Origin of the sequence: Algibacter luteus (assembly GCF_900141715.1) — a bacterium.
Classification (GTDB): Bacteria; Bacteroidota; Bacteroidia; order Flavobacteriales; family Flavobacteriaceae; genus Arenitalea; species Arenitalea lutea.
The window spans coordinates 42,543-68,165 of sequence record NZ_FQYK01000009.1 but is presented as its reverse complement, the minus strand read 5'-3'; the positions used below and the strand labels follow the sequence as shown (position 1 = coordinate 68,165).

The window sequence follows — 25,623 nt, the reverse complement described above, 5'->3', positions numbered from 1 at the left end:
TTTAATGGTTAATAATATTTCTAACTAATCGATTTAATTAAAAAGCATTATTTAACATTTGCCATTTCAGGACTTATATTTTTTGTAGAATTTTTAGTCCAAGCATTGAGCATCCAGCTAGATTTTTCTAACTCTCTAATATATGCTCCAATTAAATCAATGGTTCCTTCGTCTGAGATTTCAGTAGCTTTTTCAATAACTTTTGCCATTTGCTTAATTAAAAGTTTATGGTCGTTTAAAGTATCGTTAACCATGTCTTCATCAGATTTAATAGGTTGATTTTCACTGATGGTTGCAGTTTTAAGATAATCTTCCATTTTACTCATGGGGTGAAATCTTAAAGTTAAAATGCGTTCTGCAATTTCATCGATTTTCACTTTAGCATCATTGTATAAGGTTTCAAATTTTTCGTGTAAGTCGAAGAAATTTTTCCCCTTAACATTCCAATGATTACTTCTTAATTTTTGGTAATACACGTGGTAATCAGCTAACAAAATATTTAGTTCCATCACCACAGGTAGTACATCTTCATCATTCATATTTAAATAGTTCATATTTTGTGTTTTTTTTATTGATTACACTATATAAACTAGGTGATATATAAAAAATGTCAAGTGCTTTAACAGGTTTTAACCCTGAGCATGAAGTATTAACATAAAATTATGTTAACATGTTATAAGTTTGTTAAAATATTTAACAGCATTAGGTGTTACTTTTTATTAAAGGAAGTCTATTTTATTAAGAATTAAGCCAGAGGCTGGCGCTATATAGTCCATTTTTACTGCGCTTTCCGGCAACAAGCTATTACGAATATCGTCTAAAGTTAGTTTGCCTTTTCCTAAATCGATGAGTGTTCCCATCATTAATCTAATTTGATTTCTCATAAATCCTTCGCTCTTAACTCTTAGAATATATGATTGTTTCGGAAAGTAATTGGCAGTATAAATCGTGTTCTCTTCAATTTCACAAGTTATGATGGTTCTAGTATAAATACCATTATCGGTTGGTTTAAAACAATAGGACTTTAAAAAATGTTCACCTTCAAATAGTTTAGCGCCATGTTTCATGAGTTCAATATCTAAATCATCCAGAATGGTTGTCATGATTGGTGCACAAAAGGGGTGACATTTATCACCATAGGTAAACAAATAAAGGTATTCTTTAATTTTTGAATTATTTATGATGTTGAATTTAGCATCTACTTCTTTGATACTTAAGGCACGAATATCTTGTGGCAGATTATAATTAAATAATTCCAGAAACGCATTTTGGTCTTCTAATGGTTCTTTTAAAAACAATTCGAAAGCTGCATTTTCAGCAGAAACCATTGCATCAGTTCGTCCCGAACTTAAACTTTTGAAATATTTACCTTCAAGTATATAATTTAAGGTTCTATCTACCATTAAATGCAAGGTTTTTACATCAGGTTGCTTTTGCCAACCGTGAAATCGATACCCTAAATATTGAATGGTAATGACGTAGAAATATTTCTTCATTTCGAATTTTTAAAGGCTGGGAAATTACTTTAATTTATTATTTGTGGCAAAAAAATTATAAATTGTAGCTTATAAACTAACTAAAAACTTAAAATTATGACAAATGTTTTAACTAACAAACCACCAATTTGGTTCTGGATTATAAGCATTATAGCCCTTATTTGGAATGGCATGGGTGTCAATGCCTATTTACAACAAGCTTACAATACGGAAAGCTACCGCGCGATGTATACAGCAGAACAACTAGAAATTGCCGCTAATATGCCCATGTGGGTTACCGCTGCTTTTGCTATAGCCGTTTTTTCTGGTGCTTTAGCCGCTATTGGATTATTACTCAGAAAATCTTGGTCGTCTAAGTTATGGCTACTTTCTTTAATTGCAGTTATTATACAGATGGGCTACCTTTTAATTAATGGCTACGCATCCAGTTTAGGTATGACCATTATGATAATTGTATTTGCCTTCCTTTTTGTGTGGTTTTCTAGAATGTCTGAAGCTAAAGGATGGCTATCATAAACAAAAAAAACAGGTGATTAAAAAAGGCATTAGTTTAATTTCTAACGCCTTTTTTAATTTTTATTTGTGTCTTGATTTTAATTCTGCCTCAATATCTTTTAAAGTAAACCCTTTTGCCTGAAGCAACATTAAATAGTGAAATAATAAATCTGTAGATTCATATAAAAAGAGTTCATCATTATTATCCATAGCTTCTATAACAGTTTCTACAGCCTCCTCTCCTACTTTTTGGGCTACTTTATTGATGCCTTTTGAAAATAAACTAGCTACATAAGATTTGTTAGTGTCTTTATTGGCAACACGTTCGGTAATCACATTTTCTAAGGTAGTAAAGAAACCATAAGACGATTCATTTGCTTCACCCCAACAGTTGTCTGTTCCTTTATGGCATGTTGGACCAACAGGATTTACCTGAATGAGCAACGTATCATTATCGCAATCGTTTTTTACATCAACCAAGTTTAAGACATTACCACTTTCTTCGCCTTTTGTCCATAAACGTTGTTTTGATCTACTAAAAAAAGTGACTTGTTTGGTTTCTATTGTTTTTTGATAAGCCTCTTCATTCATATAGCCTAACATCAACACATTTTTAGTAGTCGCATCTTGAATAATGGCAGGCACTAATCCGTTTGAGTCGTATTTTATTTTCATAATCTTATGTTGTATGAAGCCGAAACACTTTCGGCATTACTCTAGCACGTTTTATAAACGCACTTCTATATTATTTTCTTTTAATGCTTTCTTCAGAACTGGAATAGGAATTTCACCAAAATGAAAAACACTTGCTGCCAAAGCCGCATCAGATTTCCCTTCTTTAAAAGTGTCAATAAAATGCTGAATATTACCGGCGCCTCCAGATGCAATTATTGGAATATTTAATTCGCTCGATAATTTAGCCAAAGCTTCGTTTGCAAACCCATTTTTTGTACCATCATGATTCATGGATGTAAATAATATTTCACCAGCACCACGAGCTTCCACTTCTTTTGCCCATTCAAATAAATCGATTTCTGTTGGAATACTTCCACCAGCCAAATGCACTTTCCAATGGTCTCCAATCTTTTTAGCATCAATAGCAACTACCACACACTGACTTCCAAACTTATCTGCCAATTCATTAACTAACTCAGGACGTTTTACTGCGGATGAGTTTATAGACACTTTATCGGCACCGCATTGTAAGAGCGCATCAACATCTTCAACCGAAGATATTCCACCGCCCACAGTAAATGGTATATTTACTTGTTCTGCTACATGCAACACCATATCTAAAGTTGTGGCTCGTCCTTCTAAAGTTGCAGAGATATCCAAAAACACAAGCTCATCTGCACCATAATCGGCATATTGTTTTGCGAGCTCTACAGGGTCTCCTGCATCTCTTAAATCCACAAAATTAACACCTTTAACTGTGCGTCCGTTTTTAATATCTAAACATGGAATGATTCTTTTTGTTAGCATTATACGAATTTTTCAAGTTGATGAAGACTAATTCTGTTCTCATAAATAGCCTTTCCAATTATAACACCTTCGCAACCTAAGGCCTGTAAATTAGGTAATTCATCAATTTCTGAAATACCACCAGAGGCAATTAATTTTATGGATTGACCGCTACTACTATTTGAACACTCCTCAATAATTTTTTTATACAAATCAAATGAAGGACCTTCAAGCATACCATCTTTAGAGATATCGGTACAAATTACATATTTGATACTCTTTTTTTGGTAGGCTTTTATAAACGGAATAACCTCTTCTACACTATCTTCTAACCAACCGCTAATGGCTATCTTTCCGTTGTTACTATCGGCACCAAGAATGATTTTTTCACTACCATATTTATTAATCCAGCCTTCAAAGGTTTCAGGGTCTTTTACTGCAATACTACCCCCAGTAATTTGTCTTGCTCCAGAATTGAATGCTATATGCAAATCTTCGTTGGTTTTTAATCCGCCTCCAAAATCTATTTTTAATTTCGTTTTTGAAGCGATTTGTTCAAGTACTTTATAATTGACTATATGTTGTGCTTTGGCACCATCTAAGTCTACCAAATGCAAATACTCAATACCTGAAGCCTCGAACATTTTGGCCACTTCTAACGGGTTTTCATTATATACTTTTTTAGTATCATAATCACCTTTAGTTAATCTAACACATTTTCCGTCTATAATATCTATTGCTGGTATTATTCTCATCTTATAATTCTAAAAAGTTCTGTAATATTTTAGCTCCTGCTGTACTACTTTTTTCAGGGTGAAATTGAACCCCGTAAAAATTTTCATGTTGTAATGCCGATGCATAATTAATACCGTAATCTGTTTTCGCAATGGTTTCATTGCAATGTTCAGCATAATAACTGTGCACTAAATACATATATTCGTTTTCTTTAATGCCTTTGAATAAATCAGACTTCAAGTCTTTTATAACATTCCATCCCATTTGAGGCACTTTCACATCATTTGCAAATCGTTTCACATCTGTTTGAAAGATACCAATACCTTTGGTATTCCCTTCTTCAGTAGACTTACAAAGCAATTGCATGCCTAAACATATACCCAAAACAGGTTGTTTTAAAGTTGGAATCAACGTATCTAAGCCACTTTCCTTGAGCATTTTCATTGCTGAACTTGCTTCTCCAACACCAGGGAATATAATTTTATCCGCGCTTTTAATTTCATCAGGATTACTTGACAAAATAGCCTCTACACCCAAACGTCTAAAAGCAAATTGAATGCTTTTAATGTTACCAGCGCCATAATTTATAATAATTAATTTCATTCTTAAGCTTTTAACTATGGCCTTTATTTATAACATTCCTTTTGTTGATGGCAAAAACATCTTATTAGCATCTCTTTTTACAGCCATTTTCATTGCTTTTGCAAATGCTTTAAAAATCCCTTCTATTTTATGATGTTCGTTTACACCTTCAGCCTTTATGTTTAAATTACATTTGGCTCCATCAGTAAACGATTTAAATAAATGATAAAACATTTCTGTTGGCATATCACCGATTTTTTCACGTTTAAACTCAGCATCCCATTCTAGCCAGTTTCTTCCTCCAAAATCTACAGCAACTTGTGCTAAACAATCGTCCATAGGCAAGCAGAAACCATAACGTTCAATCCCGAGTTTATTACCTAATGCTTTGTTGAATAATTCACCTAAAGCTATCATAGTATCTTCTATGGTATGGTGTTCATCAACTTCTAAATCGCCATTTACCTTGATCGTTAAATCCATAGCACCATGTCTCCCAATTTGATCTAACATATGATCGAAAAACGACAGACCTGTATTAATATCGTTCTGGCCAGAACCATCTAAATTTAGTTTTATATATATCTGTGTTTCATTAGTGTTACGAGTAATCTCTTCAACTCTATCTTTAAGTTTTAAAAACTCATAAATTTCTGCCCAATCTGTACTTGTTAAGGCTATAACATCTAAAATTTCTTGTTTCGAAGTTTCAATTTCATCAGCTCCTAATTCAGGGTCCTCAGATAAATAAATACCCTTAGCTCCTAAATTTTTTGCTAGTTCCATGTCGGTGATTCTATCCCCTAAAACAAAAGAATTTGCTAAGTCATAATCTTCAGAAAAGTACTTGGTTAATAAGCCAGTTCTAGGTTTACGAGTTTCAGCATTTTCATGCGGAAAAGTTTTATCTATATGAATTGCTTGAAACTTCACACCTTCCTTTTCAAAAGCATTAATAATTTTATTTTGAGCGGGCCAAAAGGTGTCTTCTGGGAAAGAATCCGTACCCAACCCATCTTGATTGGTAACCATTACCAATTCAAAATCCAGTTCATTGGCAATTTTAGCCATGTATTGAAATACTTTTGGATAGAACTCTAACTTCTCTAAACTATCTAATTGATAATCTACTGGCGGCTCTAACACTAATGTTCCGTCTCGGTCTATAAATAGTACTTTTTTCATAATCTAGCTTTTAGCTATTGACATTTGGTTATGAGCGAAAGGCAATAACTATATTTCTTTCATTACTTTTATTAGTTGCTTATTCTCAAAAGTAGTCCCGACCGTAAGTCGTAAACAGTTTTTGCAACCCGGTTGAGTTGTTCTGTTCCTAATTACAATACCTTTCTCGATAAGTTGGTTATAACGCTTTGTGGCATCATCAACTTCAACTAATACAAAATTAGCATCGGTTGGGTATATTTTCGAGATATAACTTACTGTATTTAACTGATTGATTAAATTCTTGCGCTCAGTTAATATATCTTCAACTTGTTTTTTAGTCAAGTCGTTTAATTTTAATTGCTGAATTGCACGTTGTTGTGTTAACTCATTAACGTTATAAGGCGGCTTAATTCTATTTAAAACCGATATTATTTCACTTGATGCATAACATATACCCAATCGGATTCCTGCCATTCCGTAGGCTTTTGAAAGCGTTTGCGTCACAATTAAATTAGGAAACTCACTCAATTTACTTATCCAGCTTTCTTCATTTGAAAAATCGATATAGGCTTCGTCAATCACAACGATACCTTGAAATTTTTTAATTAATTCTTCAATTGATTTAGCCTCAAAACTATTGCCTGTTGGATTATTAGGTGAACACAAAAACAATAATTTCGAATTATCATTTGACACCTTTAAAATCTCATCAACTTTTGGCTGGAAATTATCGTCTAATTGAACACTTTTAATCTCTACTGCATTAATATTGGCCAAAACACTGTACATGCCATAGGTTGGTGGTAAAGTAATGATGTTATCTTGATTAGGCTCACAGAACGCTCTAAAAATAAGATCTAGTACTTCATCACTTCCATTCCCTAAAAGTATATTGTTTTCGGGAATATTTTTAATTTCTGAAAGCAAAGACTTTACCGAACGCTGTTGCGGGTCTGGATAACGATTGACACCATTTTCAAACGGATTTTCATTCGCGTCCAAAAACACCATATCATCACTATTACCTTGAAATTCATCTCTCGCAGATGAATACGGTTTGAGTGCCTTTATTGTTGGCCTTATTAACTTTTGAATACTCATTTTTTCAAATCCTTTAAACGTATACTCACGGCATTTTTATGTGCTTGTAAACCTTCGGCTTCGGCCATCAATTCTATAGACTGTCCTAAATTTAAAAGGCCTTCTTTAGATATTTTCTGAAAGGTCATACTCTTCAAAAAGCTATCTAAATTAACCCCAGAATAGGCTTTAGAAAAACCATTAGTTGGCAAGGTATGATTGGTTCCAGAAGCATAATCGCCCGCACTCTCTGGAGTGAAATCACCTATAAAAACAGAACCTGCATTTGTTATGCCATTAATATATAAATCTTCGTTTTTAGAGCAAATTATAAAGTGTTCTGGTCCGTAATCGTTTATTAATTCTAAAGCTAAATTGTCATTTTCCATGTAAATTAACTTCGAATTCGCAATGGCTTTTTCTGCTATCGCTTTACGCGGAAGCACCTCCAACTGCTTTTCAACTTCATCTGAAACTTCATCAATCAAACGTTTTGATGTCGATACCAAAATTACTTGACTATCGGTACCATGTTCTGCTTGACTTAATAAATCTGATGCCACATAAGATGCATTTGCAGAATCATCAGCAACTACCAATAATTCACTAGGTCCCGCAGGCATATCAATGGCAACGCCATATTTTGTAGCAATTTGTTTCGCTACAGTTACATATTGATTTCCTGGTCCGAAAATCTTATACACTTGAGGAATGATTTCTGTACCAAAAGTTAATCCTGCAATGGCCTGAATTCCTCCTACTTTAATGATTTTTGTAACCCCACAAAGTTGTGCTGCAAACAAAATTTCAGGAGCTAAATTTCCAGTTTTATTAGGTGGTGAACATAACACAATTTCTTTACAACCCGCAATTTGTGCAGGAATTGCTAACATTAAAACTGTTGAAAAAAGCGGCGCAGTTCCCCCTGGTATATAAAGACCGACCTTTTCAATTGGTCTTTTTTCTTGCCAGCACGAAACACCACTAACAGTCTCTATTACTACTTTATCTGTTTTTTGTGCCTTATGAAACGCTTCAATATTTTGTTTCGCCAACTTAATGGCCTTTTGAAGTTTTTCTGGCACCTCTTTAGCCGCTAGTTCTATTTCTTCAACGGAAACACTATTAGAATCTAAAGTCACACCATCGAACTTTGCAGTATAGTCCTTAATAGCGCGATCTCCAGTTTCAGATACCTCCGAGAATATTTTATTAACCGTCTCCTCGATATCGTCTACAGTTTGAGTAGGGCGCTTTAAAACATTCGTCCAGTCTCCTCGTTTTGGGCTATTTATAATTTGCATGACAGAAGTTGTTAAAGTACCATTTTTTCGATTGGACACACCAAAATACCTTGAGCGCCGTTGGCTTTTAGTTCATCAATAACATCCCAAAATTCGTTTTTACTAATTACAGAATGCACAGAGCTCCAACCCTCTTCCGCAAGTGGCAAAACTGTTGGACTTTTCATTCCTGGCAGCACGTTAATGATGTCTTGAATTTTATCGTTAGGTGCATTCAACAGCACATACTTTGAATTTCTACCTTTTAAAACAGATTGAATTCTAAACTGAATTGTGTCTAATATTTTTTGTTTTTCCTCAGATAAAACAGGAGAAACAGCTAAAACAGCTTCAGATTTTAAAATTGTATCTACCTCTTTCAAGTTATTTTTAAACAATGTACTTCCACTAGAAACAATGTCGCAGATAGCATCGGCTAATCCAATGTTAGGTGCAATTTCAACCGAACCATTAATGATGTGCAAGTTGGCTTCAACTCCATTTTTATCTAAAAACATTTGAACCGTATTCGGGTAAGATGTGGCAATACGTTTACCTTCTAAATCTTTAACACTACCGTATTTGACAGATTTTGGTACCGCAATACACACTCTACAAGAAGAAAACCCAAGTTTTTCAACAATATTAATGCCTTGACCTTTTTCTATTAATACATTCTCACCAATAATAGCTGCATCTACCACACCATCCTTTAAATATTGTGGAATGTCGCCATTTCTTAGATAGAATACTTCCACAGGAAAATTTCTTGCTGAAGCTTTTAATTGGTCTTTACCGTTATCAATGGAAATACCAATATCTTTTAAAATACTCATTGAGTCTTCGTTTAGTCGACCCGATTTCTGCACTGCAATTCTTAGTTTACTCATTTTGTTGTTTTTATATGAGTTTGAAACAATCTTTTAGTTGGCATAATTAAAAAACCCGCTTGATTGTCTCAAACGGGTTTAAAATATATGTTGATTTTACTCAATACATTTTCACTTCGCTTGAGAGCAAATATGAAAATGATGATGTGTTTGAATAAAAGTCATGTCTTTTTTTTACTTGTACAAATATCTACATTTTATCTGATTAAATCCAAATTATAAATGTAAATATTCTAACATTTAAACAATATCAATAATTATCAATAAAAAAATTAATATTTTATAATATATTGATATAAATGCTGAATTATTTTATTTAGATATTACTGATTCCCCAGAATAATAGGCATTCCAGAATCTCCCGAACCTATTACAATTACTTTACTGTTTGGAGATTCAGAGAGCTTTACAGTTGCCTCAATCCCTTTATCCTGTAATATTTTATCAGTTAACGAAGCACTTAAAATTCTATTAGACTCAGCTTTACCTTTGGCTTCAATAATTACTTTCTCAGCTTCTTTTGCTGCTGTAACTAATCTAAATTCGTACTCTAAAGACTCTTGTTCTTGACGCAATTTACGTTCAATAGCTTCTTTAATTGTATTAGGTAATGTTACATCACGTACAAGTACTTCATTTAATTGCACGTATTGCTTTTCTAAAATCTTTTTAGTTTCTGCAAAAATTTCATCTTGAATAGCATCTCTTTTACTTGAGTATAATTGTTCAGGTGTGTAACGTCCAACTACACTACGCGCAGCACTGCGAATAGCAGGTTGTATAACACGTTGCAAGTAGTTTTGACCAAGCGATTGATGTAAATTCCCTAAATCGTTATATACAGGTTCGTACCATGCCGATGCATCAATTTGAATTTCTAATCCATTAGATGATAAAACTTTCATTTTTTCAAAAAGCTCTTGCTGGCGCACTTCATAAATGTAAACCTTATTCCAAGGTGCCACAATATGAAAACCTTCACTCATAGGCGGTTCATCAACAACAACTCCCTCTCCAAAGGTTTTAAAAAGTACACCTGCTTCACCAGACCCTATGGTTACTGCAGATTTTGCTAGCAACACAATTAATACAAAAACACTAATAATTATTGGCACCGCCACTTTTGGTAATCTTTCCATTTTCAATTTTTATTTAAATTAATCCGTTATATTTTCTTAAAAACCACTCCAATCCTAGACTTAAAGCCATTATTGCGAGCAGATATTTCCAATCTATCAAAGGTATGGTATTTTTACTGCTTTTTTGAATTGGTGTAAATCTTTTGTCTTCTAGTAAATCTTCAAATACCTTTTCAGCATCATCAATAAAATAACTTGACCCTCCACTGTTAGTGGCTAATTGCTGCAGTTTTGTTACATCAGCATTTAAAAACTTCTGTTCTACATCAAATTTTAAAATTTGGAAACTGCCCGATCTTGACAAGTTTTCTTTAGAAGTACTTACAACAAAACTATACTCTGAAGGCGGTAAACTACTTAAATCTACTTGATAATTATTGTTTTTTAATATTAAAGGAAATGTTTTTTTAACATCTGTAGCTTTATCTATTATAGTAATATCAAGAGTTTCACGAGAATCAAAAACATAATTTTTATCGAAGTACTCTGCTTTTATTACAATATTACTGCTTCCATTATAAAACGATTCATAATCTATATTCAACCTACTTTTTTGTTTATTACTTGATAAGTATTGAGTGAGTTTTCCAAAGAAATTATCAAAAGCTTGAAATGATTTTTCGTTTAAATAACTTTGTGCACGCCACTGCCATAAATTTTCACCAAACAAGACTGCCTCTCGCCTTCCGTTTGTCTCAAACGTAGCCAAAAGTGGTAGGTTAGTTGAAAAACCACCTACCGATTTATTTAATACAGATTGAAAAGGCACTGTGAAGTTCACCTCTCCATAATTCGAAATTAGAGGTGGAAATGATTCAAAATCTAAATCTTCAATAATGAATGGCGAATAATTTATATTTAATTCGCCTATATAATATTCAGTTTGTTCGGTGACATCATGCGAATAATTTTGAGCCACTTGATTTATAAAATTCAAGTCTGTTTTAGGTCCTATTATTACAAATTTATTTAGATTTTTTGAATCTAAAATACCATATAAATCCTTAAAGTTTTTATTAGGTTGATATATTATAAATAATTGAACATCATTTATTTGACTTATAACATTGGATGAGTTTAGTATTGAAACTGATCGTTGCTCATTACTTTCAATACTTTTTTTGATGACACCTATGTCGGGATGAAGCATATCAGTAACTAAAGCTATTTTTGTTTTTTGATTTATCACCTCAACGGCAAAATTCTTATTATTATTAACCTTATTTTTTTCATTTTCTAAAGGTACCAAAGTTGCTATATAATTATTTACGCCAACTCTATTTGCTGGAAGTGTGAAATTGATAACTTTTGAATTATCAGCTTTTGAAAAGTTGACTGCTTTTGAAAATACCGTGGCGTTACCATTTTTAACAATAAAATTAGAATTTACAGATTGGTTTCCGTTATACACCAAAATAGCTTCTACTGGGAATTTATTTTTTAAAAAGGCGTACTTATTAACGTTGAATTGCTGAATTTTTAAATCAGTGTACGTAATAGTATCCCCTAAAATTATTGGAAAAATAGGCTGTTTATAATTTCTGTATGAAAATTGATAATCGTTGCCGTAGGTTTGATTTCCATCTGTAATTATAAGTGTTGGTGATGTAGTAGATTTATATACCTCAGCTAATTGCTGAAAAGTTTTTGAGATATTAGTTTGCGTTTCTGAAAAAGAAATTGAGTCTAGTGGGTTTAAACCTTTACCAAAGGTATAAACACTCAAATTAAATTTTTCTTGAATTTCTTTATTGCTATTTAGTTTTTCAATAAAATCTTTGACATTACTATCCTGTTTTAAATGTTCAATAGAACATGAATTATCAAGAGCAACAACTAAATTTGGTTTCTCAATAGATGTTTTTACTTGATTAAAACTAGGGTTAATAATTAGTAGTAACACAGCAAAGACTGATAAAAACCTTAAAAAAGAAAAAAGCATGTTCAATTTAGACATGCTTTTTCTATTTGTGAAATACTGAAAAAGCGCTAAACTTAGTGCTATAATTCCAGCAAGTATAATGTATAATAAAGTTTCTGTTTGCATTTATAAGCCTTGTGCCTACGCTCAAGGTAACATTTCGATTATGTTAACATACCGCCATCAACATTTATAGTTTGTCCGGTAATGTATGCGCTCATATCACTCGCTAAAAACACGCAAACATTGGCAATATCTTCTGGAGTACCTCCACGTTTTAAAGGAATTCCTGCGCGCCAGCCTTTAACAACTTCTTCATCTAATTTAGCTGTCATTTCTGTTTCGATGAAACCAGGAGCAACAACGTTACTTCTTATGTTTCTTGATCCTAATTCTAATGCAACTGATTTAGAAAACCCAATAATTCCAGCCTTTGATGCCGCATAATTAGTTTGTCCCGCATTACCTTTAACCCCAACAACAGAGCTCATATTAATAATAGACCCTTTACGCTGTTTTAGCATGGTTCTTTGAACAGCTTTGGTCATATTGAAAACCGACTTTAGATTTACTTCTATTACCGTATCAAAATCTTCTTCAGTAATACGCATTAATAAATTATCCTTAGTGATTCCTGCATTATTAACAAGTATATCGATACTACCAAATTCTGCAGCAACATCTTCAGCAAGCTTTTGAGCTTCTTCAAAGCTCGCCGCGTTACTTTTATAACCTTTGGCTTTTACACCCAAGGCATTAAGTTCTTTTTCTAATTCGTTTGCTGCTTCAACAGAAGAGCTATATGTAAAGGCTACATTAGCACCTTGTTGAGCAAAAACTTGTGCGATTCCTTTTCCAATTCCACGACTAGCACCAGTAACTATGGCTGTTTTACCTTCTAATAGTTTCATTTATAAAGTTTGGTTAGTTATTAATAATCATAGTATTTCAAATATAACAAATACTAATGGTAACCAATAAAAAAACCTCACAAGATTGCAAGGTTTTTTTATATATGTATTAAGAATTAAGCTAAAACTTCTGCTACCTTTTTTCCTATTTCTGCAGGTGAATCCACAACGTGAATACCACATGCTTTCATTATTTTCTTTTTAGCTTGTGCAGTATCGTCACTACCTCCAACAATAGCTCCAGCATGACCCATGGTACGTCCAGCAGGTGCAGTTTCTCCAGCAATAAAACCAACTATAGGCTTTTTACTCCCACTCGTTTTATACCAATTAGCTGCATCAGCTTCTAACTGACCGCCAATTTCACCAATCATAACAACAGCTTCTGTTTCTGGATCATTAATTAATAACTCCACAGCTTCTTTTGTAGTTGTTCCAATAATTGGATCACCTCCTATACCAATAGCTGTTGTAATACCTAACCCTTGTTTTACAACTTGATCTGCAGCTTCATAAGTTAAAGTACCAGATTTTGAAACGATACCAACCTTCCCTTTTTTGAATACAAAACCTGGCATAATTCCTACTTTTGCTTCTCCAGGTGTAATAACACCAGGGCAGTTAGGACCAATTAAACGACATCCTTTATTTTTAATATAACTAGACGCTGTAATCATGTCTGCTACAGGAATACCTTCCGTGATAGTAATAATAACTTTAATACCTGCATCGGCAGCCTCCATAATTGCATCGGCAGCAAATGCTGGTGGAACAAAAATAATAGTGGTATCTGCACCAACTTTTTCAACAGCTTCTAAAACCGTATTAAAAACAGGTTTATCTAAATGCGTTTGTCCACCTTTACCTGGTGTAACACCTCCTACAACGTTGGTACCATATTCAATCATTTGACTAGCGTGAAAAGTACCTTCACTACCTGTAAAACCTTGAACAATTATTTTTGAATCTTTATTAACTAATACGCTCATTTTATATTATTTGAATATTGTTGCACAAATATAATTTTTTGTAACCACTTAATTATATTAATTTTTTAATTGTTTTAAAATATTTGGAATTTGCTTTATTGAAGCCATTTCTTTAAGATGGGCACGCACTTCTTGTGCTGGTGTGCCCCAATATACCTTTCCTCCCTCAATAGATTTAGTAACGCCTGATTGTCCTTGAACAACTGCTTTTTTACCAATGGTAATACCACTTGTAGTACCAACTTGACCCCATAGTGTAACTTCATCTTCAATTACCACACAGCCAGCAATACCAACTTGCGATGCTATTAAACATTTTTTACCAATTACGGTGTCGTGGCCAACTTGAATTAAATTATCAAGTTTTGAGCCTTCACCAATAATTGTATCTCCTGAAACTCCTCTGTCTATTGTACACGAAGCACCGATATCCACATAATCTTCAATAACAACACGTCCGCCTGACTTTAATCGATCATAGCCTTCTGATCTGTTTTTGTAATAAAAAGCATTGGCTCCTAAAACCGTTCCTGAATGAATGGTTACATTATTACCAATAACTGCATCATCATAAATACTAACATTAGAATGAATAATGCAATTTTTTCCTATAGTCACATTATGACCAATAAAGCAATTAGGTTGAACAACCGTACCCTCACCAATTTTCGCAGTGGCTGAAATTGAATTGCTTGAACTCTGGAAGGGTTTAAAATGGTCTGTAAGTTTGTTAAAATCTCTAAAAGGATCATCGCTAACTAATAATGCTTTCCCTTCAGGACAATCAACTTCTTTATTAATTAAAACTATGGTGGCTGCTGAATTTAAGGCTTTATCGTAATATTTAGGATGATCTACAAAAACTATATCTCCACGTTCTACTACATGAATTTCATTCATTCCAAGCACCTGAAAATTAGCATCACCAACAAACTTACAGTCTATTAATTCTGCTACTTCCTTTAATGTATGTGGTTTTGGAAATTTCAATCTTACTCTTTGATACGTTCTTTGTAAGTCCCTTTTTCAGTTTCAATTTTTATTTTATCGCCTTCATTAATAAACAACGGTACATTTACTTCAGCACCAGTTTCAACCGTTGCTGGTTTTGTTGCATTAGTAGCGGTATTACCTTTAACCCCAGGCTCGGTATGAGTGACTTCTAAAATAACACTTGCCGGCATTTCAACAGAAAGTGGCATATTATCTTCAGTATTGATTAATACTGTAACCACTTCCCCTTCTTTCATTAAATCCGGTCTATCCAAAGCAGCTTCTAAAAGTCTTATCTGCGTATAATCAGCTTCATTCATAAAATGATAAAATTCACCATCATTATACAAATACTGAAATTTGTGTGTTTCAACACGAACATCTTCAATTTTATGACCTGCAGAAAAGGTATTATCAATTACTTTTCCTGTTGTTACACTTTTAAGTTTAGTTCTAACAAAGGCCGGTCCTTTACCCGGTTTTACATGTAAAAACTCTATTATTTTAAAAATATCGTGATTATATCTAATACATAATCCGTTTCTAATATCACTTGTGCTTGCCATAATACTACTTATTGAATAATTATTTTTGTTTGTTAGGTTAGTTTGATTTAAAATAACCTTTCATAATACCTCTATGTGAATTTTTTATAAACTGAAGAATTTCATCACGTTCTGGAGTTGCTTCCATTTCAGCTTCGATAATTTCTGCTGCTTGGGTATTATTGTAATTTTTTTGATATAATATTCTGAAAATATCTTGAATTTCTCTGATTTTTTCTGTTGAAAAGCCTCTTCTTCTTAATCCTACGGAGTTTATGCCAACATATGATAAAGGTTCTCTTGCAGCTTTTACAAAAGGTGGCACATCTTTTCTAACAAGAGATCCACCAGTCACAAAAGCATGATTTCCTACCGAAACAAATTGATGAACAGCAGTCATACCAGCTAATACAACATAATCGCCAATAGTAATATGCCCTGCCAAAGTACTGTTATTTGAAAATATACAATTATTTCCAACAATACAATCGTGAGCGATATGGCAATAAGCCATAATCAAACAATTATCACCAATAACGGTTTTCATTCTATCGGTTGTTCCCCTATTTATAGTCACACATTCTCTAATGGTCACGTTATCCCCAATTTCAACAGTGGTATCTTCGTCGTTATATTTCAAATCTTGAGGAACCGCCGAAATTACAGCCCCTGGAAATATATTACAGTTTTTACCAATTCGAGCACCTTCCATAATGGTAACATTACTACCAATCCATGTACCCTCTCCAATTTTTACATTGTTATGTATGGTTGTAAATGGTTCAATGACTACATTTTTTGCAATTTTTGCACCTGGGTGCACATAAGCAAGTGGTTGGTTCATAATTATTTTACTTTAGAGATTTGAGCCATTAATTCCGCCTCGGCACATAATTTACCATTAGCATACGCATAACCTTGCATATGACAAATTCCACGACGTATTGGAGTGATTAACGAACAATTAAATATTAACGTATCACCAGGCATTACTTTTTGTTTAAACTTTACATTATCCATTTTCATGAAAAACGTTAAATAGTTTTCAGGATCTGGAACCGTATTTAAAACTAAAACACCTCCCGTTTGAGCCATAGCTTCAACAATTAAAACACCCGGCATTACTGGAGCTCCCGGAAAATGGCCTTTAAAAAATTCCTCGTTCATAGTCACACTTTTTGTTGCAACAACGTGGTGGTCTGAAAGCTCAAATACTTTATCTATTAGCAAGAATGGTTGTCTGTGAGGTAACATATCCATAATTTGAACAACATCCATTAATGGAGGTTGATTCAAATCTATATTTGGAACGTTATTACGACGCTCATTCTTAATAATTTTTGATAGTTTTTTCGCAAATTGAGTATTTACAAAATGCCCTGGTTTGTTAGCTATAACTTTACCTCTAATCCTAGTTCTTACTAAAGCTAAATCTCCTAAAACATCTAATAACTTATGTCTTGCAGCTTCATTTGGATGGTGTAAAGTTAAATTATCTAGAATACCGTTTGGTTTAACTTTTATAGAATCTTTTTTGAAAGCTCCTCTTAGTTTTTCCATGGTTTCTGGAGATAATGCCTTATCAACGTAAACAATAGCATTGTTTAAATCGCCTCCTTTTATTAAACCGTGCTCTAAAAGCATTTCAATTTCATGCAAGAAACTAAATGTACGTGAGTTGGCGATATCTTTTTTAAAATCTGAAACCTGATTTAAAGTTGCATTTTGAGTCCCTAAAACTTTGGTTCCAAAATCTACCATGGTAGTAATTTGATATTCCTTAGCAGGCATTACTAAGATTTCGCTACCAGATTCTTCATCAACATAGGACACAATATCTGTAACTACAAACTCTTCTCTAAACGCATCAAGTTCAACAACACCCGCCTTTTCAATGGCTTCCACAAAAAACTTAGAAGACCCATCCATTATTGGAGGTTCAGAAGCGTTAAGTTCAATAATAGTATTATCAATATCCATTCCAACTAAAGCTGCTAAAACGTGCTCGCATGTTTGAATAGATACCCCGTTTTTCTCTAAACAAGTACCTCGTTGTGTGTTAGTAACATAATTAGCATCTGCTTCTATAGAAGGCTCACCTTCTAAATCAACTCTTTTAAACGTATATCCTGAGTTTGCCGGAGCAGGCTTAAAAGTTAAGGTTACATCTTTTCCAGTATGCAATCCTACTCCTGTTAGAGAAACTTCTTTTTTTATAGTTTTCTGCTTGATTTCAGTATTAACTATTCCCATTTGTTCTTTTCTAAATCATTAATATTTTTAACTATAGTTGGCAAATTTTTAAAATGCACATAAGACTTATTATAGTCTCCGTAAGGTATTGCAGGAGAACCTTGAAGTACTTCATTGTCTTTTACATGTCTTCCTATTCCTGATTGAGCCTGAATTTTAACATTATTCCCTATTGTAATATGACCAACAATACCAACTTGTCCTCCAATTTGGCAATTCTCTCCTATTTTGGTAGAGCCAGCAATTCCTGTTTGGGCAGCAATTACAGTATTCTTACCAATTTCAACATTATGAGCAATTTGAATTTGATTATCAAGTTTTACGCCTTTTCTTATAATAGTTGATCCAAGAGTAGCTCTATCAATAGTTGTTGCAGCGCCAACATCTACAAAATCTTCTAAAATAACATTGCCTATTTGTGGTACTTTTTTATATACTCCATTGCCGTTAGGCGCAAAACCGAATCCGTCTGCTCCTATTATGGCTCCAGAATGTATAACACAGTTTTTACCTATGATGGTTTCGGAGTAAATTTTAGCCCCTGAAAAAACCGAAGTATTGTCGTCTATAGTCACATTGTCTCCTATGTAGGCATTTGGAAAAATTTTCACATGATCTCCAATAACCACGTTCTCACCTATGTAAGCAAATGCACCTAGATAAATTGATTCACCATACCTTGCGGAATCTGAAATATATACAGGACTCTCAATACCTTCTTTATTATTCTTTACTTGATTATAATACTCCAATAGTTTCGAAAATGCCTCATAGGCATCTTCAACTTTTATTAAAGTCGTTTTTATTTCGTTTTCGGCAACAAACGATTTATTTACAATAGTAACTGAAGCGTTAGTAGTATAAATATAGTTTGTGTATTTAGGATTCGCAAGAAATGTTAAAGACCCTTCAAACCCTTCTTCGATTTTGGAAAGTTTTGATACTTCAACATCTGGATTTCCAACCACATCACCTTCTAATATTCCTGCTATTTGTTGTGCTGTAAATTTCACACTTTGATAGTTTGATGTTGTTTTTTGTTTGAATGACGCAAAAATAGGAAAAATGTACTAAAGTTTAGCCTTTGGATAACATATATAATGTTTTGTAACCGGTTTTGATAAAGCCTTAAGATTCAATTGGTCTGAAGCTTTTACAATATCTTCTATTTTTCCAGACTTGTGAAGTATATTAATTTGTTTAGTATCTAACTGGTAGGCTTGGTTAGAAATACTACCAGTAAAAACAAAATATTTAGCTTCATGCTCTGATATGTTGTAAGTTTTAATTATCGCATCAATATGCTTTTTTAAACTATTTTCTTTAATGATATTATTCTTTATTTTAATTTTAAGCAGATTTCTATTTATAATCATTTCACACAAATTACTTAAAACAAAATCTTCATGATATTGCCAATCTTTCATGGCTGAAATAATATCGAAATCATCTAATTGTGAAAAAATATTTAACGTTTCACTATTAAACTCTTCTAACGTAACATCGTTTTTTAAGAAATAAATTAAAGCATCACTTGCATTGAGTTTATAACCCAAATCATGCAACTCATTGGCTCGCTGTAACACCCTAATTAATAATTGTTCTGCAACCAATCCTGTTTTATGCAAGTACACTTGCCAATACATTAATCGTCTTGCTATAATAAATTTTTCAACGCTGTAAATACCTTTTTCCTCAACAACCAATTCGTCATTAACCACATTCAACATGGTTATTAAGCGTTCGCTATTTATATTACCTTCGGCTACACCAGTGTAAAAACTATCGCGTTTTAAATAATCGGCCCGATCCATATCTAATTGTCCCGAAATTAGTTGACACATAAATTTTCTTGGATATATCCCTTTAAATATTTCGATTGCAAGCGTTAAACTTCCGTTAAATTCTTCATTTAATTGTTGCATAAAAAGCAATGAAATTTCTTCATGAGATACATTATTGACTATAGAATGTTCCATGGCATGAGAGAATGGACCATGACCAATATCATGCAACAAAATAGCAACGTAAAGTCCCGTTTCCTCCTCTTCAGAAATCGTAACTCCCTTAAAACGAAGTACATTAACAGCTTGCTGCATTAAATGCACGCAACCTATAGCATGGTGGAATCTTGTATGATGAGCACCTGGATAAACCAAATAAGACATGCCCATTTGTGTAATTCTACGTAACCGTTGAAAATATTTGTGCTGTATTAAATCGAAAATTAGCGAATTTGGAATAGTAATAAATCCGTAAATTGGGTCGTTTAATATTTTAAGTTTGTTCAAACTTTAACTTTTTACTTTTACAATACAAATATAAACATAAGAGCCTATAATGGACTTAACAATATAAATAAAAGAATATGATAAAAATACTTTGGGTTGATGATGAAATAGATTTACTAAAACCTCATATTTTATTTCTAGAAAAGAAAAACTATCACGTTACTACATGTAATAGTGGCTCTGAAGCTATTGACGTTTTAGATGAAAATAGTTTTGATATTGTATTTTTAGATGAAAATATGCCAGGTTTAACAGGACTTGAAACATTGAATGAAATCAAAGAGAAAAAAGACAATCTTCCTGTAGTTATGATCACAAAAAGTGAGGAAGAATATATAATGGAAGAGGCCATAGGTAACAAAATTGCCGATTATTTAATTAAACCAGTAAACCCAAACCAAATCCTTTTAAGTTTAAAAAAGAATTTAGATCATTCTAGATTGGTTTCAGAAAAAACCACTTCAAATTACCAGCAAGAATTTAGAAAAATAGCCATGGATTTATCTATGGTAAATAGCTATGAAGAATGGGTAAGTCTTTATCAAAAATTAATTTATTGGGAAATTCAACTAGAAGATATTGAAGATGCAGGCATGTTTGAGATTTTAGAATCTCAAAAAAATGAAGCCAACATTCAATTCGGAAAATTTATTGAAAAAAATTATGCCAATTGGTTTAAGCCCCATACCGATGCGCCTATAATGTCGCATACATTATTTAAAGAAAAAATAGTCCCTGAAATAAGCAAGGAACAACCAACACTTTTGGTTGTTATTGATAATTTACGTTACGACCAATGGAAAGTTTTTGAACCGATTGTTAATAATTACTTTAAAAAAGACAAAGAAGATGCCTTTTTTAGTATTCTTCCAACGGCAACTCAATATGCAAGAAATGCTATTTTTTCTGGACTCATGCCAAGTGATATGGAAAAGTTATTTCCTGAATATTGGAAAAACGATACTGATGATGGTGGCAAAAATTTACACGAAGCCGATTTTTTAAACAGTCAAATGAAACGATTAGGTTTAACTGATTTATCTTATGAATATCACAAAATTACAAATCTGAAGACAGGTAAGAAATTAGCAGAAAACTTCAAGTCTTTAAAAAATAATGACCTAACAGTAGTGGTTTACAATTTTGTTGATATGCTTTCGCATTCTAAAACCGAAATGGAAGTTGTAAAAGAATTGGCATCGAATGATAAAGCGTATAGATCTTTAACTTTAAGTTGGTTTAAAAATTCACCACTATTGGAAATGATACAACAAGCTCAACAATTAGGGTTTAAATTAATTTTAACTACCGATCATGGCACTATAAATGTAAAAAATCCATCAAAAGTAATTGGTGATAGAGAAACTAGCCTAAATCTACGTTATAAAACTGGAAGAAGTCTTACCTATGACAGTAAAGACGTACTATTCGCAAAAGATCCTAAAGAACTTCACCTACCCTCTATAAACATGAGTAGCTCGTATATATTTGCGAAAAGCGATTTGTTTTTTGCGTATCCTAACAATTATAATCATTATGTTAGTTATTACAGAAACACCTATCAACATGGAGGTGTCTCACTTGAAGAAATGATAATTCCATTTGTAGTATATAATCCAAAATAATCTATAAAAAGCATATATTGCCGATGAAATGCAATTTTTTTTAGGATATCTTATTTATTTTAATTAATATTGCCAATAAATTTAATAGCAATTGAAAATTAGCTACGGCATAAATGAGGTTGAACAAGTAGCTAAAAACCTCTTAAAGAATACAAAAACAAAAACGATATTATTCTATGGGCATATGGGCGTTGGCAAAACTACCCTAATAAAAGCCTTAGTAAAAGTTTTAGGAAGTAATGATGATGTAAGTAGCCCAACATTTTCAATTATAAATGAATATAAATTGCAAGAAGGAAAAATATTTCATTTTGATTTATATAGAATAAATGATATTGAAGAAGCTTATAATTTTGGTATAGAAGATTATTTAGATTCCGAGCATTGGAAACTCATTGAATGGCCTGAAAAAATAGAAGCCATTTTACACCAAGATGCGGATAAAATTGAAATAATTTTAGACGACAATAACAACAGAATTATAAGTTTAAAATAATAGAAAACAACCAAATAAACCACTAGCATATGGCTCATAAATAGCATATTTCCTTTAGATTATGAAGTTTTACGGGAAACCCACATCAATAATTTTAAGAATCAATGTTTTTAACATAATTTTAACATTTGGTGATTAACTTCAAGATAGTCTTTATTTACATTTGGGTTATTAATTAATTAAATCCCTTATAAATATGAAGACTAAAAAGTATCTAGTTGCAATTGCAATTTTCGGAGGTGTGTTATTTTTAACTCAAGCTGTAAACACTTATAACGTTGATGCACAAGCAACCGCAAAAATCGAAAAAAGTAAAATTAAACTTGCTCCCAGAGGATAAAAGCAGTTTAGTAACAGGTACCGTTGTAGCCACATTAATTGCTATAACTCCTTACTTGTTTTACTTGTATGAAAGTGTTCCAGACAACTTAGTTTGGAACACTTTTTTATTTACTTTTACCAGTAATTTTTATGAAAGTGCTCAAACTGCAATTTGGATTTTAACAGGCAAATTAGTTCCTGTTTACCTATTATTTATTTGGTTTTTTACATGCAGACACTGGTGGTACCATGTGTTACTTGTACCGATTGCCATGTATGTGTTTCAAATTATGAATATATTAAATGATGATTTAACTTATGTGGACGAATTGCATATGATATATTTAATTCCCGTAATGGCTATTGTTATTCCATCGATATACCTGATTAGAGCTAGAATTTTCAACAAAATTAATGATGCCAATAAATCCTTAGAAGAACTTGAAGAAGAATTTAAAATATCACCTAAAAATTTCTGGGGAAAATTAAAGGAATACTTTTAAGGAATTTACTCTAAACGATTACGCTCTTTTATGTCGATTTCTTTTTTATTGTTACTCAATCTAAAATTCCCAAACTTATAATTAAAACCAAAGGTTATTAATCTGTTTTCTAACCTCGATTTTAACAAAAGATCTTGATTCAAGTATTTAGTGGTTTGATTAACATTTAATGTGTTGAATAAATCTGTTACACCAACACTCACAGATGCCCTATTATTCCATAGTGCTTTTTTAATATAAATATCAAGGCTAGATCTTTCATTAAAACTAGAAGCGCCTTCTACCAATGGTGAAATGTATAAATACGCTATATCGGCCGTCAAACTTTTATCACTTAAAAAAGATAAGTAATTAACAATTTGCGAATATAAACTCCATTGATCAGTACTTGATAACACGTTATCGCTTTCAATAGCAAAAAATTGATTATCATAGTAGAATAGAGAGGTTAATAAATATAAATCCCAATTATTAGTAATAGAAGTATACGTTGTAAAATCTAATCCATAAGAAATACTTCTATCAATATTCGTATTTATAATCTTTAATAAATTATTGTCGTTATCTTGAAACAATATTTCTATTGCTGGATTACTTTCATAACGATAATAAGCTTCAAAAGTATATTTTTGGTTAAAGGTATAACCTAAAGTAAAGACATCATCTATTTGAGGCTGCAAATTAGGGTCTCCAGTTATGTATGTGTTATCATTTAAAAAATATTTAAATGGGTTTAACTGACTATATCTTGGTCTGAAAATTCGTCTGTTATAATTAAAATAAACTTCGTTGTTTTCATTTAAATTATGCAAAAGATAAAGCGACGGGAAAAACTTTCCGTATTCATTATCATTATTTGTATTTGTAGAAATAGAATTAGATTTGATATCCGTCAGTTCCGTTCTCAAACCCAATTTTAAACTCCAAGATTCCCAATCTTGAGCGAAACTAAAGTAAACGGCGTAATTGGTTTCATCATAAAAAAATGTATCAGAATTTTGCAAATCTTGTTCTCTAATATCATTTTCAAAATTGAATTGCGTTAAAATACTTTTAGAGTTTATATTCGAAATTTTCATACCTGCTAAAAACAAACCACCATCGCCAGCAGGCAATTCATAATCTAACTGACCGGTATAAAGCTTAATTTCTTGGCTTGCGAAAGTTTGAAATCTATTATTTCTAATTAATGACGCATCAGGAAAAAAATAATCTGTATCGACATTTTGAAAACTTGAAAAATCGTAATTGGTATGATGGGCACTTACTGCAAGCTTCTCCCCTTGCTTTTTAAACCTGTGCAAATAATCTAAAGTGAATGCCAGATTGAACGTTTCATCTACTTTTCGATTATCAGTTATAAAAGTAGAATCTAAAACTTTATTACTATTAAAAACATCTGTTATAGAATTTACATCAGTTTGTGTGTTCTCCCTTGGTGAGATAAGGATATTTGTTGAAAACCCCAAACTGTTATTCTTATTTAAATCATAATCAATATTTGCATTAATATTATGGTTTGAAGTTTCACGAGTTCGTTTAAAATCGGTTACCCAACTAGAAGTTATGTCGTCGTTTCCATCAATAAAATTTACAAACTCGTCATCATTTCTATAATCTTTTCTTGGACTAATATTGTAATTTAAATACGTATTTAGCTTTTTAGCTTTAAAAAAATGACTTGTTCCAAATGAATATTTTGGATATTCACTACCTTTCTTATAATTTCCAAATACACTACCATTATATCCAGTAACAATATTTTTTGAAGTAATTATATTTAAAACCGAACCACCTTCGGCTTCGTATTTTGCTGGAGGACTCGTAATAACTTCAATAGATTTTATATTACTTGCTGAGGTGCCTTCCAGAAGTTGTTGCACTTCGCTAGAGGATAAATGTACCCTCCTGTCATTGATATAAATTGTAGGTGTAGATTGCTTTACGGTAATTTTGTCGTTATTTACCAAAACACCTGGTGCATGCTTTAAAACATCTAATACATTATTATTAGAAAGGGTTGAGTTTTCAACATTAAACACCAACCTGTCAACCATTCTTTTTACTGTAGGCCTTTTAGCAACTATTGTAACATCATCTAGTTTTTGTACTAATTCGTTAAGTACAATAAGATTTAGATGTAAGTCTTCATTGAGGTTTATTTCTTTCAAATAGTCTTCAAATCCTAAAAAACTAATTTTTAAAGTGTATGTCCCGACACTTATATTATCAATCCTAAAAGCTCCATCATCATCTGTTGTTGTACCTTTTATAAAATCAGGGTTTTCAGCATTGAATAGTATCACATTAGCAAATGCAACAGGTAAATTACTTGTTTCAACAACGTTACCGCTAATATTAAACTGTTGAGCAAAGCATAAAGAAGTGAAAAATATAAAAATGTGGGGAAGAAATTTTCTAAGCATACTCAAATTTATGAAAACAAA

Annotated in this window: 26 protein-coding genes; 5 read left to right on the top strand and 21 right to left on the bottom strand. The window is 32.3% G+C overall.

Features of this window, described 5'->3' with window-relative positions; translation table 11 throughout:
- Positions 1 to 47 precede the first annotated feature (47 nt).
- Positions 48 to 554, bottom strand: a complete 507-nt coding sequence (locus BUA46_RS13860; RefSeq protein ID WP_019388613.1) for a Dps family protein — start codon at positions 552 to 554, stop codon at positions 48 to 50.
- A gap of 165 nt (positions 555 to 719) precedes the next feature.
- Positions 720 to 1,496 (bottom strand): tRNA pseudouridine synthase A, encoded by a 777-nt coding sequence (locus tag BUA46_RS13855; protein WP_019388614.1) that lies wholly within the window; start codon positions 1,494 to 1,496, stop codon positions 720 to 722.
- Between the two features lie 96 nt (positions 1,497 to 1,592).
- Here BUA46_RS13855 and BUA46_RS13850 point away from each other — a divergent pair, with 96 nt between their 5' ends.
- Entirely contained in the window at positions 1,593 to 2,012 is a 420-nt protein-coding gene (locus BUA46_RS13850) for a hypothetical protein (protein ID WP_019388615.1), read from the top strand.
- Between the two features lie 60 nt (positions 2,013 to 2,072).
- Here BUA46_RS13850 and hisIE read toward each other — a convergent pair whose 3' ends face one another.
- The 18 genes from hisIE to BUA46_RS13760 form a co-directional block, all read right to left on the bottom strand.
- Positions 2,073 to 2,666, bottom strand: coding sequence for a bifunctional phosphoribosyl-AMP cyclohydrolase/phosphoribosyl-ATP diphosphatase HisIE (hisIE, locus tag BUA46_RS13845; RefSeq protein ID WP_019388616.1), 594 nt, complete (start codon positions 2,664 to 2,666; stop codon positions 2,073 to 2,075).
- Positions 2,667 to 2,717: 51 nt separating this feature from the next.
- Positions 2,718 to 3,473, bottom strand: coding sequence for an imidazole glycerol phosphate synthase subunit HisF (gene hisF / locus BUA46_RS13840; protein WP_019388617.1), 756 nt, complete (start codon positions 3,471 to 3,473; stop codon positions 2,718 to 2,720).
- Positions 3,473 to 4,207: a 1-(5-phosphoribosyl)-5-[(5-phosphoribosylamino)methylideneamino]imidazole-4-carboxamide isomerase gene (gene hisA, locus BUA46_RS13835; protein ID WP_019388618.1), complete on the bottom strand. Its 735-nt coding sequence runs from the start codon at positions 4,205 to 4,207 to the stop codon at positions 3,473 to 3,475. The genes hisF and hisA overlap by 1 nt, the downstream gene beginning before the upstream one ends.
- 1 nt (position 4,208) lies before the next feature.
- The gene (hisH, locus tag BUA46_RS13830; protein WP_019388619.1) at positions 4,209 to 4,790 is read right to left on the bottom strand and encodes an imidazole glycerol phosphate synthase subunit HisH; all 582 of its coding nucleotides are present in this window, start codon (positions 4,788 to 4,790) and stop codon (positions 4,209 to 4,211) included.
- A gap of 27 nt (positions 4,791 to 4,817) precedes the next feature.
- Complete coding sequence (hisB, locus tag BUA46_RS13825; protein ID WP_019388620.1) at positions 4,818 to 5,954, bottom strand: bifunctional histidinol-phosphatase/imidazoleglycerol-phosphate dehydratase HisB; 1,137 nt, start codon at positions 5,952 to 5,954, stop codon at positions 4,818 to 4,820.
- Between the two features lie 48 nt (positions 5,955 to 6,002).
- Positions 6,003 to 7,037: a histidinol-phosphate transaminase gene (gene hisC, locus BUA46_RS13820; RefSeq protein ID WP_019388621.1), complete on the bottom strand. Its 1,035-nt coding sequence runs from the start codon at positions 7,035 to 7,037 to the stop codon at positions 6,003 to 6,005.
- Complete coding sequence (hisD, locus tag BUA46_RS13815; protein ID WP_019388622.1) at positions 7,034 to 8,320, bottom strand: histidinol dehydrogenase; 1,287 nt, start codon at positions 8,318 to 8,320, stop codon at positions 7,034 to 7,036. Before hisD ends, hisC begins: the two co-directional genes overlap by 4 nt.
- 11 nt (positions 8,321 to 8,331) lie before the next feature.
- On the bottom strand, positions 8,332 to 9,189 hold the full coding sequence (gene hisG, locus BUA46_RS13810; protein ID WP_026010144.1) for an ATP phosphoribosyltransferase: 858 nt from the start codon (positions 9,187 to 9,189) through the stop codon (positions 8,332 to 8,334).
- A gap of 323 nt (positions 9,190 to 9,512) precedes the next feature.
- Positions 9,513 to 10,328, bottom strand: coding sequence for a prohibitin family protein (locus tag BUA46_RS13805; protein WP_019388624.1), 816 nt, complete (start codon positions 10,326 to 10,328; stop codon positions 9,513 to 9,515).
- Positions 10,329 to 10,341: 13 nt separating this feature from the next.
- Complete coding sequence (locus tag BUA46_RS13800) at positions 10,342 to 12,375, bottom strand: hypothetical protein (RefSeq protein WP_019388625.1); 2,034 nt, start codon at positions 12,373 to 12,375, stop codon at positions 10,342 to 10,344.
- 38 nt (positions 12,376 to 12,413) lie between these two features.
- On the bottom strand, positions 12,414 to 13,160 hold the full coding sequence (gene fabG, locus BUA46_RS13795; protein WP_019388626.1) for a 3-oxoacyl-[acyl-carrier-protein] reductase: 747 nt from the start codon (positions 13,158 to 13,160) through the stop codon (positions 12,414 to 12,416).
- A gap of 116 nt (positions 13,161 to 13,276) precedes the next feature.
- Positions 13,277 to 14,149, bottom strand: a complete 873-nt coding sequence (gene sucD, locus BUA46_RS13790; RefSeq protein WP_019388627.1) for a succinate--CoA ligase subunit alpha — start codon at positions 14,147 to 14,149, stop codon at positions 13,277 to 13,279.
- A 57-nt stretch (positions 14,150 to 14,206) separates the two neighbouring features.
- Positions 14,207 to 15,139: a UDP-3-O-(3-hydroxymyristoyl)glucosamine N-acyltransferase gene (locus tag BUA46_RS13785; RefSeq protein WP_019388628.1), complete on the bottom strand. Its 933-nt coding sequence runs from the start codon at positions 15,137 to 15,139 to the stop codon at positions 14,207 to 14,209.
- Positions 15,140 to 15,141: 2 nt separating this feature from the next.
- Positions 15,142 to 15,708: an elongation factor P gene (efp, locus tag BUA46_RS13780; RefSeq protein ID WP_019388629.1), complete on the bottom strand. Its 567-nt coding sequence runs from the start codon at positions 15,706 to 15,708 to the stop codon at positions 15,142 to 15,144.
- A 37-nt stretch (positions 15,709 to 15,745) separates the two neighbouring features.
- Positions 15,746 to 16,531 carry an acyl-ACP--UDP-N-acetylglucosamine O-acyltransferase gene (lpxA, locus tag BUA46_RS13775; protein ID WP_019388630.1) on the bottom strand — a complete coding sequence of 262 codons (786 nt, stop codon included), beginning with the start codon at positions 16,529 to 16,531 and terminating at the stop codon, positions 15,746 to 15,748.
- A gap of 2 nt (positions 16,532 to 16,533) precedes the next feature.
- Positions 16,534 to 17,940 (bottom strand): bifunctional UDP-3-O-[3-hydroxymyristoyl] N-acetylglucosamine deacetylase/3-hydroxyacyl-ACP dehydratase, encoded by a 1,407-nt coding sequence (locus BUA46_RS13770; protein WP_019388631.1) that lies wholly within the window; start codon positions 17,938 to 17,940, stop codon positions 16,534 to 16,536.
- Positions 17,931 to 18,953: a UDP-3-O-(3-hydroxymyristoyl)glucosamine N-acyltransferase gene (gene lpxD / locus BUA46_RS13765; protein WP_019388632.1), complete on the bottom strand. Its 1,023-nt coding sequence runs from the start codon at positions 18,951 to 18,953 to the stop codon at positions 17,931 to 17,933. Before lpxD ends, BUA46_RS13770 begins: the two co-directional genes overlap by 10 nt.
- 57 nt (positions 18,954 to 19,010) lie before the next feature.
- Positions 19,011 to 20,231: an HD domain-containing protein gene (locus BUA46_RS13760; RefSeq protein ID WP_019388633.1), complete on the bottom strand. Its 1,221-nt coding sequence runs from the start codon at positions 20,229 to 20,231 to the stop codon at positions 19,011 to 19,013.
- A gap of 77 nt (positions 20,232 to 20,308) precedes the next feature.
- On the opposite strand from BUA46_RS13760, the gene porX reads away from it, so the two are divergent.
- The 4 genes from porX to BUA46_RS13745 all read left to right on the top strand — a co-directional run bounded on the left by porX (position 20,309) and on the right by BUA46_RS13745 (position 23,176).
- Positions 20,309 to 21,856: a T9SS response regulator signal transducer PorX gene (gene porX, locus BUA46_RS13755; RefSeq protein WP_019388634.1), complete on the top strand. Its 1,548-nt coding sequence runs from the start codon at positions 20,309 to 20,311 to the stop codon at positions 21,854 to 21,856.
- A 91-nt stretch (positions 21,857 to 21,947) separates the two neighbouring features.
- The gene (tsaE, locus tag BUA46_RS13750) at positions 21,948 to 22,352 is read left to right on the top strand and encodes a tRNA (adenosine(37)-N6)-threonylcarbamoyltransferase complex ATPase subunit type 1 TsaE (RefSeq protein ID WP_019388635.1); all 405 of its coding nucleotides are present in this window, start codon (positions 21,948 to 21,950) and stop codon (positions 22,350 to 22,352) included.
- 196 nt (positions 22,353 to 22,548) lie between these two features.
- Positions 22,549 to 22,692 (top strand): hypothetical protein, encoded by a 144-nt coding sequence (locus BUA46_RS15145; RefSeq protein WP_178313109.1) that lies wholly within the window; start codon positions 22,549 to 22,551, stop codon positions 22,690 to 22,692.
- The gene (locus BUA46_RS13745; RefSeq protein ID WP_143148146.1) at positions 22,676 to 23,176 is read left to right on the top strand and encodes a hypothetical protein; all 501 of its coding nucleotides are present in this window, start codon (positions 22,676 to 22,678) and stop codon (positions 23,174 to 23,176) included. Before BUA46_RS15145 ends, BUA46_RS13745 begins: the two co-directional genes overlap by 17 nt.
- 5 nt (positions 23,177 to 23,181) lie before the next feature.
- Here the strand turns inward: BUA46_RS13745 and BUA46_RS13740 are convergent, their stop codons facing one another.
- On the bottom strand, positions 23,182 to 25,602 hold the full coding sequence (locus BUA46_RS13740) for a TonB-dependent receptor domain-containing protein (RefSeq protein WP_019388637.1): 2,421 nt from the start codon (positions 25,600 to 25,602) through the stop codon (positions 23,182 to 23,184).
- Positions 25,603 to 25,623: the final 21 nt, after the last annotated feature.